This is a genomic window from Sulfitobacter sp. S223 (assembly GCF_025143825.1).
Taxonomy (GTDB): domain Bacteria; phylum Pseudomonadota; class Alphaproteobacteria; order Rhodobacterales; family Rhodobacteraceae; genus Sulfitobacter.
Map to the genome: position 1 here is coordinate 1,161,713 of NZ_CP083560.1, position 15,940 is coordinate 1,177,652.

Below are 15,940 nucleotides of genomic sequence, written 5' to 3' on the forward strand. Positions count from 1 at the left end.
TACCAACTGCACGGCGAAAGAGATCGTTGCAGGAGATAAAAACGGAGTACACCATGTTTAAAGAAACATTCACCGCAATGGCAATCGTAGCAGGTCTTGTCGCAACATCCGCTCAGGCGCGTGACGGCGGCGAAGCCCGTATGCAGGAACGCTTTGGCCAGATCGATGTGAACAGCGATGGTCAGATCACCGTCGAGGAATTGCAGGCGCAGGCCACAGCACGTTTTACTGCAGCGGATGCTGACGGCAACGGTGCTTTGACCGCTGAGGAAATCCGCGCCAGCATGAAAGAGCGCCACAAAGAGCACATGCTCAACCGTCTGGACACAAACGGCGATGGCACGCTGAGCGATGAAGAACTCTCGAAAGCCGATGGCAAGTACAAAGGCAAAGAGGGCAAGATGGAAAAGCGTGCAGCCAAGCACTTCGAGCGGATGGACGCTGACAAAAGCGGCGATATCTCCTTGGAAGAAATGCAAAGCCGTCGCGATCCCGCCAAGATGGTCACAAAGCTGGACACCGACAAAAGCGGTGGCCTGAGCATTGAGGAGTTTGCAGAGGCCCGTGGCCATGGCAAACACAAGATGAAGCGTGACGCAGACTAACCTAGTCTTAAATCAACCTCCGGCCCCTTGGTCTGAAAGGGGGCCGGATGGACAGCGGAAAGAAGCATTGAAAGACACCGAGGACCATACAGCCGCGCGTGATGCGGATGCCGCCCTTTTGGCGCGCTATGCTGCTGGTGATGGCGCAGCCGCGCGGTTGCTTTCGGCCCGCCTGTCGCCGCGTGCCTATGCACATGCATACAGGGTGTTGGGTGACGGGGCAGAAGCCGAGGATGTGACGCAAGAAGCCATGTTAAGGCTCTGGAAGCAAGCTGCTGACTGGGACGACGGGCGCGCACAGGCGGCCACTTGGATTTACCGTGTGGTGGCCAATCTGTGCACTGACCGGCTGCGCCAACGCCGCACCGAAACGCTGGACGAGATCGACGCTCCCGCTGATCCGTCCCCCGGTGCAGAGGCGCGTATGCAGGAAGGCGCGCGCCATGACGCGCTTCAGGCAGCTTTGTTGCGTTTGCCTGAGAGGCAGCGTCAGGCGGTGGTTTTGCGCCACATTGAAGGGTTGGCGAACCCGCAAATCGCCGAGATATTAGACGTGGGTGTTGAGGCAGTAGAAAGCCTGACCGCCCGTGGTAAAAAGGCGCTTACGGCTGACTTGGCCTCCATGCGCGATGCATTGGGATATGATGATGAAACAGTCTGACAGCTTTGACCTGGAGGCGGTGTTCGACGCCGCCCGCGCAGCGCCCCCGCAGATGCCTGCGGCCTTGCTTGCGCGTATTGAGGCGGACGCGCAGGCGCTGCAGCAGCCCGCTCCTATTTGGCGTAGGCTTCTTGGAGCCATTGGCGGCCCTGCGGGTCTTGGCGGGTTGGTGACAGCGACTGTTGCGGGGTTCTGGCTGGGCGTGGCCCCCCCGGTGGATACGCTTGATCCTCTGGTGCTTATGGGCGCGGCCGAGCAGACGTCAGACGATGATATTGCGGACTTGTCAGGGTTCGGCTGGTACAGTGAAGAGGGTTGAACAAATGGCTGAAGTGAAAAGAAAACGCCGCTGGATGCCTTTGGTACTGGGGCTGTCTCTGGCGGTGAACCTTGCCGTTGCAGCTGCCGTGGTGGGGGCCTCATGGCGCCACAAGGGCGGCGATCACCGAGAAGCGCGGGTGGCGCGGGGCGGTGCCATCTATATGCAAGCTCTCCCGAGAGAGGCGCGTCACGCGCTGTTCAAAGAGCTGCGCGCAGCGCAGCCCAGACAGATGGAGACCGGGAACATGATCGCGGCACTCCGGCAAGAGCCGTTCGATCCGTCCGCCGCAACGCGCGTTCTGGCCGCCGAACGTGATGCGGGTCTTGCGCGTCAGGATGCGGCAACAGCTTTGTGGTTGGATTATGTGACGTCGATGACGGCTTCAGAGCGCAATGTCTATGCCGACCGGTTGCAAGATCTGCTTGATAGGCGCCCGTCTAGAAAACGACCTGAATAACGGTAGTCTTATTTGCAGGTGGGCCTGCACCTAAATGCTATCAGGCTGCTGGGCGTGATTCTGGCCTGCTAAGGCTGACGCGGTTACGGCCCTGAACCTTCGCGCCATAAAGGGCTTTGTCCGCTCGATCCAGCAGTGCATCTACTTTTTCAGGGGCGTGGGCATCGGTCAGAGCGGTGTCTTTTCCCAACGCCAACCCGAGGCTGATTGTTACCGATACGGGCTTCGCCGCACCCGGAATTGCAAACGGCCTGCCGCTTATTGCTTTGCAGATACGGCTCGCAATATTGCGTGCGGCAGTCAGGTCGGTAGCCGGCATTGCAATCATGAATTCTTCACCGCCTATACGGGCGACGACGTCCGTACCACGGACCGCAAGGCGCAAGCGTTTGGCCGTCTCCACCAGCACAGCGTCGCCGGATATGTGGCCGTACTGGTCATTGATCTGTTTGAAATGGTCAAGATCGGCAATGATCACCGCGAAAGGCGTCCGATTGCCCGCGCTACGCTCAATCAGACGGGTAAGATAGGGCATGGCATAGCGGCGGTTATAGAGGCCGGTAAGCGGGTCATTGACCACCTCGCGCAGTCCGGTGCGCACGCTTTGCAACATCTGGGCTACACGACGTTTCCGGCTGAGCAATAACTTCATACGCTGAGCAAGTTCCTCGGGTTCGAAACCCTTTGTCATGACGTCATCCGCGCCCATGTCCAATGCCGAAGTCGCGCGCAGCGGGTCGGTCGAGGACTGTACGATCATCAGTGCAATGTCGCGTGAATGGGCGCTGGCACGCATCGCTGAAATCAACCGGAAGCTTTCCTCGATCTCATCGCCGACCTCTGGAAGGGCAAGGATCACAGCATCTGGGGGGGCGCCTGTATGTAGCCGCGCCATCGCATCACGCAAAAGCGTCACTGTATAGTGGGCCCTTAGTTGCGGCAAAAGTTGGCGGGTCCAACCTTGCAGCGGGGCTGCATCCGGCCCGACCATGAACACGTTGCCCGGAACCACAAAATCCGACGGAGCCTCTGCCAGGCCCAGCGCACAGCTGGTATCCTCACGCATCTGCCATTCTGCGAGTTTGTTGTGCGCGCGGATCATATTGCGCACGCGACCCAACAACAGTGTTTCGTTGATCGGCTTGCTCATGACGTCAAAAGCACCGGCGCGCAGAATTTGTAGCCGTTGATCCTTTTCCGCGGAGCAGGCAATGACCAGTACTGGTACTGCTTCCGAGAGGCCGGAACTGCGTAAGGCTGCACAAAGCTGGGCTGCCGATCCATCGGGAAGATCAAGCGCAGTCACCACAATGTCAGGCTTTTCCGTGTGGATTAATTCAATTGCTTCCGCCATCGTTCCGGCCTGCACAACATCGTAAAATGCGGCTGTCAGTTTGACCTTGAGCACGATACGGTTGGTGGAAATGCCGTCGATGATAAGGATTTTACCCTGCACTTTCGATACCTCCAAAACACGCGCCTAGTTGGCCTTTAGTCTTGTGAGGAATAGGTTAACAAAGCGTTGAGATTTTGATTCAAGTGGACCCACTCCTATGAGCTTTACGCGGAATTCCGCCGAAACGATCGCGCTCCAATCGCTTGCATGGTTGGTTGCAAACGAAGAACTTTTACCTGTGTTCTTAGGGGCTTCCGGCGTGTCGGAAGGGGATATGCGTGCGGCTGCCCAAGATCCGGAGTTCTTGGGTTCGGTGCTGGACTTCATCTTGATGGATGACGCTTGGGTCATCGAATGTTGCGATGCGCAGACCTTGGCTTATGAGCAGCTGGCCCAAGCGCGTCAAAGCTTACCAGGCGGGGAGCAGATACATTGGACATGAGTGAAAATTCGAACCCTGTGAGAGGGTTGTGCTTTGACAAAGACGGTACGCTGTTCGACTTTGCCGCGACATGGGAGGCATGGGCGAAGGCGTTTCTCCGGCGTGCCGCAAAGGGCGACGAAACCCGTGCTGTGGCTATCGGAACAGCAATCGGATTTGATTTACCAAGTGGTACGTTCGCCCGCGATAGTCTGGTGATTGCGGGAACACCGGATGAGGTGACACAGGCCCTGATGCCACATTTCACGGATATGTCGCCGCAAAGTATTTTGGATATGATCAATGAAGAGGCCTCGATTGCGCCACAACAACCTGCGGTTCCACTGCGCCCCTTGCTAGAAGGGTTCCGCGCCCAAGGTATCGCGTTGGGTTTGGCTACGAATGACAGTGAAGGACCTGCACGCGCGCATCTGGCGTCGGTTGGCGTCACTGACTTGTTCGACTTCATTGCGGGGTATGACAGTGGCTATGGCGGGAAACCTGCGCCGGGCCAACTGCTTGGGTTTGCGCAGGCTGTGAACCTGCCGCCCGAGCAGATTGTGATGGTGGGCGACAGCACGCATGATCTTGAGGCAGGGCGCGCTGCAGGCATGCGCACGATCGCCGTTCTGACTGGCGCCGCAACAGAGCAGGACCTGGCGCCTCACGCTCATGTTGTCTTGCGCGATATTGGTGAAATTCCCGCTTGGCTGGTTGGGCAGACCGGCAAGTGAGGTGTCAAAAACGACAGTAATCGTCGTGAACGGATAGGCCGTGCGGTCTGAGTTGGGGCTTTCTGGTGTTAAACAGCACAGGAGACTGCCATGACCGAAGAGCCTAAACGCAGAACTCGTGGAGGTGGACGGGCTGGTGCAAAAACGCGCCGCGGGACGTCGGTGATTGAGCAGATGCCGTGGAATCCGCCCGTCAACATTGATCGCCCGACAGAGCCGCTAAGCCCCGAAGGGGTTGCGGCCATCCATGACGGCGCGATGCGAATCCTTGAAGAGATCGGGATTGAAATCCTGAACCACGAGGCGCTCGAAATTCTACGCAAGGCAGGCTGCACTGTTGACGGAGAAAACGTGCGCTTGGGGCGTGAGATGGTGATGGAATATGTTGCCATGGCTCCGTCCGAGTTCAAGCTGACCCCCCGCAACCCGGACCGCACCATCACGATTGGCGGCAAGAACCTTGTTTTCGGCAATGTTTCCTCTCCTCCGAATTATTGGGATATGTCGCTGGGCCGGAAGGTGCCGGGCACGCGCGAACAGTGCCGTGATCTGTTGAAGCTCACCCAGTATTTCAACTGTATACATTTTGCAGGCGGCTATCCGGTGGAGCCGGTGGATATTCACGCCTCGGTTCGGCATCTGGACGTCCTTTATGACAAGCTGACACTGACTGACAAAGCGATGCACGCCTACAGCCTTGGCAAGGAACGGGTCGAGGACGTGATGGAGATGGTACGCATCTCGGGGGGGTGGACGGATGAAGAGTTCGAGGCGAGCCCGAAGATGTACACCAACATCAACTCTACCTCGCCGCTGAAACATGACATTCCGATGCTTGACGGCTGGATGCGCATTGCGCGGCGCAATCAGGGTCTGGTCGTGACGCCGTTCACGCTGGCAGGGGCAATGGCACCGGTGACGATGTCGGGTGCGGTCGCTCAGTCATTGGCCGAAGCGCTGATTGCTGTCGTGCTGGCGCAGATCATCCGTCCAGGCGCAAGTGTGGCAATCGGCACCTTCACTTCGAATGTTGATATGAAGACTGGCGCGCCTGCCTTTGGCACACCGGAATACATGCGGGCCACCCAGATGACCGGCCAGTTGTGCCGATTTTACGGGTTGCCCATGCGCTCATCCGGTGTCTGTGGGGCCAACGTCCCTGACGGGCAGGCCATGTGGGAGACCTCTAACAGTCTTTGGGCTGCGGTGCAGTCCGGCACCAATATGGTGTATCACGCGGCGGGTTGGCTGGAAGGAGGGCTTATCGCGAGCCCCGAAAAGTTCATTATGGACTGTGAGATTCTTCAGCAAATCCAACGCTATATGGACCCGTCTATTTGTGCGACAGGTCCGGATGAAATTGCGCTGGATGCGATCAAATCCGTCGGCAATCAGGGACATTTCTTTGGTATTCAGCACACGCAAGATCGCTACACCACGGCCTTTTACCAGCCGTTCCTGAGCGACTGGACCAACTACGAAGGTTGGGAAGTAGCGGGTGGCATCTGGACGCAAGAGCGCGCGCATCACATGTTCAAAGAGATCGTCGGATCGTTCGAAGAGCCACCAATGGACGTGGCCATCCGCGAAGAACTTGCCGCCTTTGTTGAACGGCGCAAATCCGAAGGCGGGGCGCCAACCGACTTTTAACCAACGGGACAAAATCAGAGTCCGATTAGCCGCTTGTTAACACTCTCAGGTCATCATCCGGGGATGTAGCAACAAGAGGCCAATATGCACGGGCTTATCAACCACAGCTTCCAGAGTTTCATGCGCGACAGTTACGGGGAACGTGCGTGGTTGGAGGTGGCCGCGCGTGCGGGCATTACACCGCCCTCATTCGAGGCGATGCTAAGCTATGATGACGCAATAACACCTGCTGTGTTGAACGCGATGGCGCTGGTCTTGCGCCGTTCTAGCGACGAAGTGATGGAGGATATAGGTACATATCTGGTTACACATCCAAACACAGAAGCTGTGCGTCGGCTGTTGCGCTTTGGCGGTATGAACTTCGAGGATTTTCTCTATTCACTGGATGATCTGCCCGATCGCGCCCGTATGGCGGTGTCGGATCTCCGATTACCGGCGATTGAATTGCACAGCCACGAAGCTGGTCGTTACAGCCTGATCTGCGAAAGCCCTATTGCCGGTTTCGGGCACTTGATGATGGGCGTTCTGCGCGTAATGGCCGATGACTATGGGACACTTGCCGTGCTCGACCTTGAACAAAGCGAAACGGGCCGCGAAACAGTGCAGATTCAGCTCATCGAGACTGATTACTCTAACGGACGGGTCTTTGATCTTGGGGCTCGGGCGTCGTGACATATGCGTTTAGCCCTACAGTTCTGGACGTGCTTTGCCCGATGCACCTAACGCTGGACGCTGGCGGGGTCATTACCCATGTCGGCCCAACGACCCAAAAGCTCCGCCCCGACCTAACGTTGGTAGGGCGCGAGTTTCTGGAGACTTTTCAGGTGATGCGGCCAAGAGGCATCATGACACTGGACCAGCTATGGGAGACGCGGCACATCAAGTTGCATCTAGAGATGAAGGGGAATCCGCCTGCGCGTCTAAAAGGCATCCTTGTTACCAATAGTACAGGGACTGCGATTGTGAACCTGTCCTTCGGTATCTCCATTCTAGATGGGGTGCGTGACTATGCTCTCACCAATGCTGACTTTGCGGCCACTGATCTGGCCATTGAAATGCTTTATCTTGTTGAGGCAAAATCGGCAGCCATGGAAGCTTCCCGAAAGCTGAACTTGCGACTTCAAGGTGCAAAAATTGCAGCAGAGGAGCAGGCCTTTACTGATACGTTGACTGGCTTGAAAAACCGACGTGAGCTCGATCAGGTATTGGAGCGGCTGCTCGCCGCAAATGTGCGGTTTGCCGTGATGCACATTGATCTCGACTACTTCAAGGCGGTGAATGACAGCTTGGGCCACGCTGCTGGGGATCATGTGCTGCGGGTCGTGGCAAAAGCAATGATCGAAGAAACACGTGCTACAGATACTGTTGCACGTGTGGGGGGGGATGAATTTACCGTGATTCTGCCCGAAGTCGGTGAAATCGACGTGTTGGAGCGGATAGGTCGCAGGATCATCGACCGGATCGAAGTGCCTATTCCGTTCAATGGGCATCAGTGCGAAATATCTGCCAGTATTGGTACCGTCTGGATACAGAACAGCAAAAGCGCAACCCGAGAGACCGTGATGGAGGATGCGGATATCGCGCTGTACGCTTCTAAAAACGAGGGCCGCGCACGTCAGACGTTCTATTCGCCAGAGCTTCGTAAAACTGGCAATAGCGCTGCGCCGATTAAAGGCCGGGGCGGGATAAAAAGCCAAGCGTAATTATTTTGTGTACAAATTGTATTATATGATGTTCTCTACCCGTAGCTCAAAGCTATCAGGAGAACTCTCACATGGCAGACACGCCTCGTAGCCGCAAAGCGGCTTTGCTCGACGCGCTTCGTGTGCGGGTTCTGACGCAGGCCGTTCCGCCGGGGTCCGATCTGGATGAAGTTCTGCTGTCGGATGAATTTGGCATCTCGCGCACGCCGCTGCGCGAAGCGCTGAGAGAACTTGCTGGTGAAGGTTATGTTGAGCTGACGCAAAACCGCGGTGCGCGCGTATCCGAGTTGGGGCATACCACGCTGCGTGATTTCTTTCTCGCGGCCCCGATGATTTATGGTGCGGTGCTGCGCCTTGCCGCGGCCCATGCGCAACCTTTCCAGATATCTGAGCTGAAGCAGGCTCAAGAGGCGTTTCGCGCAGCCTTGGCGCGCGGCGATGTGGCTGAACGGGCGCTCGCCAACAACCGCTTTCACGCGATTACGGGTGATATGGCGGCCAACATCTATCTGCGCCCCAGCTTCAACAGGTTGCTGATTGACCACGCCCGTATTTCGATGACCTTCTATGGTGATGACCAGCGCGATGAGCCGGGGCAAGCCGCTGATCAGCATGACGCCATGATCGCGGCGATCGAGGCGCATGACGCCGACGCGGCGGCGCAGCTGGCCGAGGATCACTGGGCGCTTTCGCGTGACAGGATCGCCCAATTCGTAATGCCAAGCCCTCTTTCCAACCGCCTTGGCGATTCCATCCCGTCTGTGAGGAGCTTATGACACCGATCTTCAAATTCGAGGGGATTTATACCCCGCTTGTTACGCCCCTTTTGCCTGATGGTGGCTTTAACATGGATGCCTTGGCCGACCAGATCGAACATCTGGTTACGGCAGGCGTGCATGGCCTGATTTCTGGTGGTTCAACCGGAGAGAACTATGCCCAAACGGTAGAGCAGCGTTTGGAGCTGGCTGAATTCACCAAGCAGCGTCTCAAGGGGCGTTTGCCGTTGATCGTCGGCACGGGCACCATGCGCACGGATGATAGTATCGCGTTAGCTACAGGTGCGCGCGAAATGGGGGCAGACGCAATCCTGTTGGGGACGCCGCCCTATGCCGTCCCGACAGAGCGTGAAAATGCCTTGAATGCGTTGGCCATTGATCGCGCCGCGAACCTGCCGATCATGTTGTACAACTATCCGGGCCGGATGGGCGTGAATATGGGCGAGGAATTCCTGGACCGCGTTGGTCGCTCGCGCAATGTCTGTGCGATTAAGGAAAGTTCGGGTGATATCAACCGCGTGCATCTTCTGGCGCGGGATTATCCCCACATCCAGATGTCCTGCGGTATGGACGATCAGGCGCTTGAGTTTTTCGCTTGGGGCGCGCGGTCATGGGTCTGTGCGGGCAGTAACTTCCTGCCGGAAGAGCACGTCGCGCTGTATCAAGCCTGCGCGGTAGAAGGCAATTTCGACAAGGGGCGCCGCATCATGTCTGCGATGATGCCGCTGATGCGCGTGCTGGAGCAGGGCGGTAAGTTTGTCGCCTGTGTCAAACACGGTGTCACCATGGCAGGCATTGATACGGGTGGCATGATGCCCCCGCTCAAGCCCCTCAACAAAGATGACAAACGCGAATTGAGGCAAGTCGTGCGTGTGCTCAAAGCGACCGTGGCGGCAATTGTGAAGGAGACAGCATAATGGGACTGCTCACTCGGGAAGAATACGGCGCCTTGGCGGCTGAAATGACATTTGCCACACAGGCATTCATAGACGGTGGATATCGGCCTGCGGCGTCGGGTCAAACCTTTGCCACGCTGAACCCTGCGACGGGTGCCGAGCTTGCGCAAGTTGCTGCGTGCGGTTCGGATGATGTGGATTTTGCTGTCTCCAAAGCGCGTGAAGCGTTTGAGGATGGGCGCTGGTCGCGCATACATCCTTCTGCGCGCAAGGATATTCTCATTCGCTTTGCCAAGCTGCTGACGCGCAATGCGCGCGAACTGGCTGTGATGGAGAGCCTCGACAGTGGAAAGACAATCTATGATTGCGAGACTGTCGACATTCCAGAAATGATTGACTGCATCAAGTGGCATGCTGAAGCGATTGATAAGATGTATGATCAGGTCGCTCCGGCGTCTGATGACCATCTTGCAATGGTGGTGCGTGAACCGATTGGTGTTGTGGGGCTGGTATTGCCGTGGAACTTCCCGTTGTTGATGCTTGCATGGAAAATCGGGCCTGCTTTGGCGGCTGGCTGTTCAGTGGTTGTGAAGCCGGCAGAAGAAACGTCGCTGACAGCGTTGCGTGTGGCAGAGCTTGCCCATGAGGCGGGGGTGCCGCGTGGTGTGCTGAATGTGGTTCCGGGTTCCGGACCGGATGTGGGGGAGCCGTTGGGGCGCCATATGGACGTCGATATGGTAAGCTTCACGGGCTCAACCGCGACCGGTAAACGCTTTCTGGGTTATGCTGGTGAAAGCAACGCCAAAGAGATCGTATTGGAGATGGGCGGCAAGAACCCTTGCATCGTTATGGATGATGCAGAAAACCTTGACCGTGTTGCGGCGCATATCGTTGCAGGCGCGCTTTGGAATATGGGTGAGAACTGTTCGGCGATCTCTCGTTTGATTGTGCACCGCGATGTGAAGGCTGACCTGTTGGAGCGCATCGAGGCACATATGCGCGAATGGCCCTTGGGCGATCCGCTGGACCCTGAGGTGCGATTGGGGGCGATGGTTTCAAAGGCGCATTTTGAGAAGGTGGCCGGCTATCTGGCTGATGCGCCGTCCGCGCGCGTGGGCGGTGGCACAAAAGACGGCGTTTTTGTCGAGGCGACGGTGGTAGAGGTGCCGTCAAACACACACCGCATGGCCAGAGAGGAAATTTTTGGCCCCGTGCTGGTTGTGATCGATGTGGCGTCGTTTGATGAAGCTATCACAATCGCAAACGATACCGATTATGGCCTCTGCGCCAGCCTGTTCACCGCCAACGCCAAACGCGCAGTGCGCGGGGCACGGATGTTGCGCGCAGGGACGGTCACCGTGAACGCCTACGGCGAAGGCGATATCAGCACGCCGTTCGGGGGCTACAAGCAATCCGGATTTGGCGGGCGCGATAACGGGGTACATGCCCACGACCAGTATACCCAGCTTAAAACGATCTGGCTGGACCTGAGCGATGATGCGGATGAGGCAGTTGGCTAAGACTATGCGCTACACCGCCGCGCGCACGCCTCGCTTTGCTTCACCTGCTGCGTGGTCTGAAATTCTGGGGCAGGGTGTGCGCTACCCTTCTTTGGAGGAGGAGCGTACCGCCGATGTCGTCATCGTCGGGGCTGGCTTTGCGGGCCTGTCTGCCGCGCGCCGGTTGCTCCAGCTTGACCCGGCGCTCAATGTCGCTGTTTTGGACGCGCTCGAGATTGCCGAAGGGTCTGCCGGACGCAATTCGGGGTTCATGATTGATCTACCGCATGATCTGTCTTCGGATAATTACGCTGGCGGCGGGGATGAGTCTGCTTTGATCGCGCTGAACCGAAAGGCCATCGATTTTGCTTTAGGGGCGGCGCAGGCCTACGGGATTGACCCCGCGTTTGTAGATCCAGCGGGTAAGGTAAACGGCGCCGCATCCCCTACCGCTGACGCGCACAACCGCAGCTACGCGGCGCATCTTGCGCAACTGGGAGAGGCGTCAGAGCACTTGGATGCCCAAGCCATGCATGCCTTAACGGGAAGCAGGCATTACCTGTCCGGACTGTACACGCCAGGAACTCTGATGTTGCAGCCAGCGGGTTATATTCGGGGGCTGGCAGCAGGGCTGGCGCGGGATGATGTAAAGATTTTCGCCCGCAGCGCGGTCACGGACTTTGAACAAGAGGGGAGCATTTGGCGCGTGCGCACAGCCAAAGGGCAGATTTCAGCGCCGCGCATCATCCTTGCCACGAACGGTCATCTCGAAAGCTTTGGCTTCGCTAAAGGGCGCCTGATGCAACTGTTCTTATACGCGTCAATGACGCCCGAACTGGATGCCACACAACTGCGCGCCCTTGGGGGTGAACCGCGTTGGGGGATTACGCCTTCGGATCCGATGGGGACGACGGTGCGTCGGATTGATACGGCACAGGGCGGTCACCGGATCATCACCCGTACCTGTGCGACCCTTCGACCTGAAATGGAGGCGTCAGCCCGCGACATCGCGCGTGCGACTTCGGTGCAGCGCGCAAAGTTCGATGCGCGCTTTCCGCAGCTTTCGGGTGCCGCGATGCAGTATGAATGGGCCGGACACTTGTGCCTCAGCCTTAATGGTGTCGCGGTTACCGGTGAAATCGCTCCAAACGTTTTTGCGGCGACTGTGCAAAACGGATTGGGAACAGCCCGTGGCACGCTAACGGGTATCGCGGCTGCTGAAATGGCGCTGGGCCAGAGCTCTGACATTACGGCCTATTTCAACGCAGAGGCTGCGCCGCGCAAACTGCCGCCAAAGCCTTTTTCCACATGGGGTGCGAATGCCTATCTGCGCTGGAAAGAGCATCGCGCGCGTGCCGAGTAGTGGACCAGACGGCGGTGCTGGCGTAAAGACGGGTAAATGAACAAGCATCCTTCGACGATGATCCCCGGCCGTGTCGGGAATCCTCCGGATTGAGTAACGGAGCCACCCCTATGAGCATCGCCGCCATTGTCATCGGCCGGAACGAGGGCGCACGGCTGATCGCCTGTCTTGATGCGCTGCAAGGCGTGGCTCACGTAATCTACGTCGATAGTGGCTCAACAGACGGATCGGTGGCTGCTGCGCAAGCGCGCGGTACGCAGGTGGTAAGCCTTGATATGTCCCGCCCGTTTACAGCAGCGCGTGCGCGCAATTCGGGGCTCGCGGCTTTGCCCGAAGGAACAGAACTTGTACAGTTTCTGGACGGGGACTGTGTAATGCAGGACGGCTGGATTTCTACAGCACAGAAGTTTTTGTCCAAACACACGGATGTGGCAGTGGTCTGCGGTCGGCGGCGGGAAATGCACCCTGAGGCATCGGTTTATAACAGCTTGATTGATACGGAATGGAACACGCCTGTAGGGCAAGCCAAGGCATGCGGCGGGGATGCGTTGATGCGCGTGAAGCCGTTGCGGGCCATAGGCGGCTACCGCGAAGACCTGATCGCAGGGGAAGAGCCGGAGCTTTGCCTGCGTCTGCGTCAGGCTGGCTGGCAGATATGGCGACTGGACGAAGAGATGACAGCGCATGATGCGCAGATCACGAAGCTGGGTCAGTGGTGGAACCGAAGCAAACGGGCAGGTCACGCATTTGCCGAAGGGGCGCGCTTGCATGGTGCGGCACCTGAACGACACTGGGTAAAAGAAACGCGCCGCGCGCTTCTTTGGGGGGCCGTTGGACCAGTTGCCATTGCGGTTCTCACGGCCGCTGTGGGCCCCTTGGGTTTGTTGGCGGCCCTTGCTTATCCCGCGCAAGTATTGCGTCTCTCGCGGCGTGATGGGCTGGTGCCTGCGTTTTTCAGCGTTCTGGGTAAGTTCGCCGAAGCGCAGGGGGCGCTGGGGTATTACTGGCGCCGCCTGACCAGTGGTCAAAAGCGGCTGATTGAATACAAATAGCTATCGTTGCCGAACGGCATTCAGCGCCAATTCGGGCAGAATGGCAAAACATTTGGCATAGCGCGGGACCATCCGGCGCGGGCTTTGCAGGGCGCGCCAAAGCCATTCCAGCGCAAGCGCGCGCATCATTTTTGGCGCACGCACCTGATGGCCCGACAAGAAGTCGAGCCCTGCGCCGATGGAAGCAAACCCCACCGAAGGCGCGCAACCGCGCGCGAAGGCCGCGAAAAGCTCTTGTTTGGGGGCGCCAAGCGCGATGAAGCACAACTTTGCACCAGAGGTATTGAGCATCTCGCAAATTTCGGCGGCTTCGGTACCCTTTGGGTCAAACCCGTAGGCTGGTGCATGGGTCAAAACGATGTTCAGCCCGGGAATGCGTGCTTGCAGCGCTGCTTTTGCGCCGCAGAGTGCCGCGTCGGAACTGCCAACCAGCGCCACGGGCACATTCATTTCGGCAGCAAGGCTGCTGAGCGGTACCACCAGATCAGAGCCCGGCATCAGCTCCAAAGGCTGTTTGGCCAACTGTGACAGCCAGACCACAGGACGCCCGTCCGCAACAACGAAATCCTGCGCGTTGTAAGCTTCGGCGAAGGCTGAATCGACGGGCAGTTTGGTCAGGTGATCAAGGTTGAGCGTGGCCAGTGCGAATCCGTTTCCCGCTGCCAATTTTCCGCGAACGGCCTGAAACAATGCGGCTCGGGTAGGGACATTAACCTCAACAGCAGAACGACCTGCGCCAAACTTCAAGGGGCACCTGTGTAGGGTTGCCGCAATCCGTCGGGGTATTGGTTAACAGGTAGTCCCAAAATATCTTTCCGTCTGAGTGGTTTACTGGTTTCGACCGGGATGGCTGAACTTATCAGACCATAAACTAGCTTGATGACACGGGGCTGCCTAGAGTGTATTTGCAACGCCCATATCCAAACGCCCTGCCAAGGAACATGATGCCAAACGTAATCGCATATCTGATGCTGCTAGTCTGGCCAGTCGTCTGCCTTATGCTGTTCCGGACGCAAAAGGTCGAGCGGGCAATTATCTGGTCGATCCTTGGCGGCTATTTGCTCTTGCCTCCGCTGGCGGAATTCAATCTGCCGCTTGTTCCGGCCATGGACAAAATCTCGATACCGAACCTGAGCGTGCTGGCCATTCTGGTTCTGGCAACCGAACATAAAATGCGTCTTTTACCCGAAGGCCGGTTGCCGCGGGTTTTAATGGCGCTTTTTATCTTTGGCGCGATCCCGACAGTGCTGACAAACCGCGAGCCGATCCTGTTCGAAGTACTAAGTGACGCCGACCCGATCCTGTTTCTGGTGGATGCCTTGCCAGGCCAGTCGATCCGCGACATCGGCTCTGTCCTGATCGGGCAGGTGCTGACGATTGTGCCGTTTGTGGTGGCACGGCAGTTTCTCAGCTCTGATACCGGTTTAAGGGAAATTCTGCTGGCGCTTATGCTCGGGGCTATTGCCTATTCGGTGCCGTCGATGATTGAAATCCGGTTCTCTCCGCAGATGAACGTTTGGGTTTACGGGTTTTTCCAGCACAGTTTTGAACAGACCATACGTGCAGGGGGCTACCGGCCAATCGTGTTTCTGCCGCACGGCTTGTGGCTTGCTGTTTTTGTCTGCACGGGCGCGATGGCAGCGGCTGCTCTGGCGCGCACCAAGCCAAAGATAGAGCGATGGAAAGCGGTGCTGTGGACTGTCTATCTGGTCCTGTTCCTGTTGGCCTGTAAAAGTGCGGCCTCGATCGCATATGGTTTGCTTCTGGTGCCATTTATCTATTTTGCACCGCGTCGCTGGCTTATCTGGCTGTCCGTCGTCTTTGCTTTGGTGGCAGTGACCTATCCGATGCTACGCAATATTGGCGCCATTCCCACCGACGCGATTGTCGCCAAAGTGGCAGAATTCAATCCGGATCGTGCGCAATCGCTTGGCTACCGTTTCAACAATGAGACCCAATTGCTTGCCCGGGCCGCTGAAAAACCGGCATTCGGCTGGAGCGGCTGGGGCCGTAGCCTTGTGCGCGATAGTGAAAATGGTGAGATTCTGACCATCCCTGACGGTCGCTGGATTATTGTCTTCGGAAGCTTTGGCTGGTTGGGCTATATCGCAGAATTCGGGCTGCTTGCCTTGCCTTTGCTGTTGCTTGGAGCTTACGCTTTACGCCACCGGCAGGCGGTGCTTTCACCCTATATCGGCGCGGTCGCGCTGGTGTTGGGGATCACCTTGATGGACATGTTGCTGAACGCAACGCTGACGTCTTTCACATGGCTTACGGCGGGGGCGGTCTTGGGGTATGTTGAACGTCTTAATCCAAGGCAGGTCACAAAGCCGCGCCATGCGCTGCGCAGAACGCCCGTGATGTCGCGCAACCCAATCCGTTCACGGCGCAGCCTGCTTTAGCCC

General features: G+C 57.6%; 17 protein-coding genes. 15 read left to right on the forward strand and 2 right to left on the reverse strand.

The genetic code is table 11. The features are described from left to right. The first annotated feature begins 53 nt into the window (after nt 1-53). The 4 genes from K3757_RS05645 (at nt 54) to K3757_RS05660 (ending at nt 2,045) form a co-directional block, all read left to right on the forward strand. On the forward strand, nt 54-605 hold the full coding sequence (locus tag K3757_RS05645; protein ID WP_259999988.1) for an EF-hand domain-containing protein: 552 nt from the start codon (nt 54-56) through the stop codon (nt 603-605). Nucleotides 606-672: 67 nt separating this feature from the next. Then, the gene (locus K3757_RS05650; RefSeq protein WP_259999990.1) at nt 673-1,266 is read left to right on the forward strand and encodes an RNA polymerase sigma factor; all 594 of its coding nucleotides are present in this window, start codon (nt 673-675) and stop codon (nt 1,264-1,266) included. Continuing rightward, nucleotides 1,253-1,585 carry a hypothetical protein gene (locus K3757_RS05655; RefSeq protein ID WP_259999992.1) on the forward strand — a complete coding sequence of 111 codons (333 nt, stop codon included), beginning with the start codon at nt 1,253-1,255 and terminating at the stop codon, nt 1,583-1,585. The genes K3757_RS05650 and K3757_RS05655 overlap by 14 nt, the downstream gene beginning before the upstream one ends. Before the next feature lie 4 nt (nt 1,586-1,589). Beyond that, nucleotides 1,590-2,045 (forward strand): periplasmic heavy metal sensor, encoded by a 456-nt coding sequence (locus K3757_RS05660; RefSeq protein WP_259999994.1) that lies wholly within the window; start codon nt 1,590-1,592, stop codon nt 2,043-2,045. 40 nt (nt 2,046-2,085) lie between these two features. Here K3757_RS05660 and K3757_RS05665 read toward each other — a convergent pair whose 3' ends face one another. Next, nucleotides 2,086-3,516, reverse strand: coding sequence for a diguanylate cyclase (locus K3757_RS05665; RefSeq protein ID WP_259999996.1), 1,431 nt, complete (start codon nt 3,514-3,516; stop codon nt 2,086-2,088). A gap of 82 nt (nt 3,517-3,598) precedes the next feature. On the opposite strand from K3757_RS05665, the gene K3757_RS05670 reads away from it, so the two are divergent. The 10 genes from K3757_RS05670 (at nt 3,599) to K3757_RS05715 (ending at nt 13,535) form a co-directional block, all read left to right on the forward strand. Further along, complete coding sequence (locus K3757_RS05670) at nt 3,599-3,883, forward strand: DUF3572 domain-containing protein (RefSeq protein WP_259999998.1); 285 nt, start codon at nt 3,599-3,601, stop codon at nt 3,881-3,883. Then, nucleotides 3,880-4,596 carry an HAD family hydrolase gene (locus tag K3757_RS05675; RefSeq protein ID WP_260000000.1) on the forward strand — a complete coding sequence of 239 codons (717 nt, stop codon included), beginning with the start codon at nt 3,880-3,882 and terminating at the stop codon, nt 4,594-4,596. The genes K3757_RS05670 and K3757_RS05675 overlap by 4 nt, the downstream gene beginning before the upstream one ends. 90 nt (nt 4,597-4,686) lie before the next feature. Beyond that, the gene (locus K3757_RS05680) at nt 4,687-6,246 is read left to right on the forward strand and encodes a trimethylamine methyltransferase family protein (RefSeq protein WP_260000002.1); all 1,560 of its coding nucleotides are present in this window, start codon (nt 4,687-4,689) and stop codon (nt 6,244-6,246) included. An 84-nt stretch (nt 6,247-6,330) separates the two neighbouring features. Next, on the forward strand, nt 6,331-6,918 hold the full coding sequence (locus K3757_RS05685; protein WP_260000004.1) for a heme NO-binding domain-containing protein: 588 nt from the start codon (nt 6,331-6,333) through the stop codon (nt 6,916-6,918). Further along, a complete protein-coding gene (locus K3757_RS05690) occupies nt 6,915-7,949 on the forward strand; it encodes a GGDEF domain-containing protein (protein ID WP_311201747.1) in 1,035 nt (344 codons plus the stop codon). Before K3757_RS05685 ends, K3757_RS05690 begins: the two co-directional genes overlap by 4 nt. A gap of 71 nt (nt 7,950-8,020) precedes the next feature. Next, on the forward strand, nt 8,021-8,725 hold the full coding sequence (locus tag K3757_RS05695; protein WP_260000006.1) for a GntR family transcriptional regulator: 705 nt from the start codon (nt 8,021-8,023) through the stop codon (nt 8,723-8,725). Then, nucleotides 8,722-9,642, forward strand: a complete 921-nt coding sequence (locus tag K3757_RS05700; RefSeq protein WP_260000008.1) for a dihydrodipicolinate synthase family protein — start codon at nt 8,722-8,724, stop codon at nt 9,640-9,642. Before K3757_RS05695 ends, K3757_RS05700 begins: the two co-directional genes overlap by 4 nt. Beyond that, nucleotides 9,642-11,141 (forward strand): aldehyde dehydrogenase, encoded by a 1,500-nt coding sequence (locus K3757_RS05705; protein WP_260000010.1) that lies wholly within the window; start codon nt 9,642-9,644, stop codon nt 11,139-11,141. The genes K3757_RS05700 and K3757_RS05705 overlap by 1 nt, the downstream gene beginning before the upstream one ends. A gap of 4 nt (nt 11,142-11,145) precedes the next feature. Beyond that, complete coding sequence (locus tag K3757_RS05710; RefSeq protein ID WP_260000012.1) at nt 11,146-12,483, forward strand: FAD-binding oxidoreductase; 1,338 nt, start codon at nt 11,146-11,148, stop codon at nt 12,481-12,483. A gap of 110 nt (nt 12,484-12,593) precedes the next feature. Beyond that, entirely contained in the window at nt 12,594-13,535 is a 942-nt protein-coding gene (locus K3757_RS05715) for a glycosyltransferase family 2 protein (protein ID WP_260000014.1), read from the forward strand. Here K3757_RS05715 and K3757_RS05720 read toward each other — a convergent pair whose 3' ends face one another. After that, a complete protein-coding gene (locus K3757_RS05720; protein ID WP_260000016.1) occupies nt 13,536-14,282 on the reverse strand; it encodes a WecB/TagA/CpsF family glycosyltransferase in 747 nt (248 codons plus the stop codon). Nucleotides 14,283-14,476: 194 nt separating this feature from the next. Here K3757_RS05720 and K3757_RS05725 point away from each other — a divergent pair, with 194 nt between their 5' ends. Continuing rightward, entirely contained in the window at nt 14,477-15,937 is a 1,461-nt protein-coding gene (locus K3757_RS05725; RefSeq protein WP_260000018.1) for a hypothetical protein, read from the forward strand. Nucleotides 15,938-15,940: the final 3 nt, after the last annotated feature.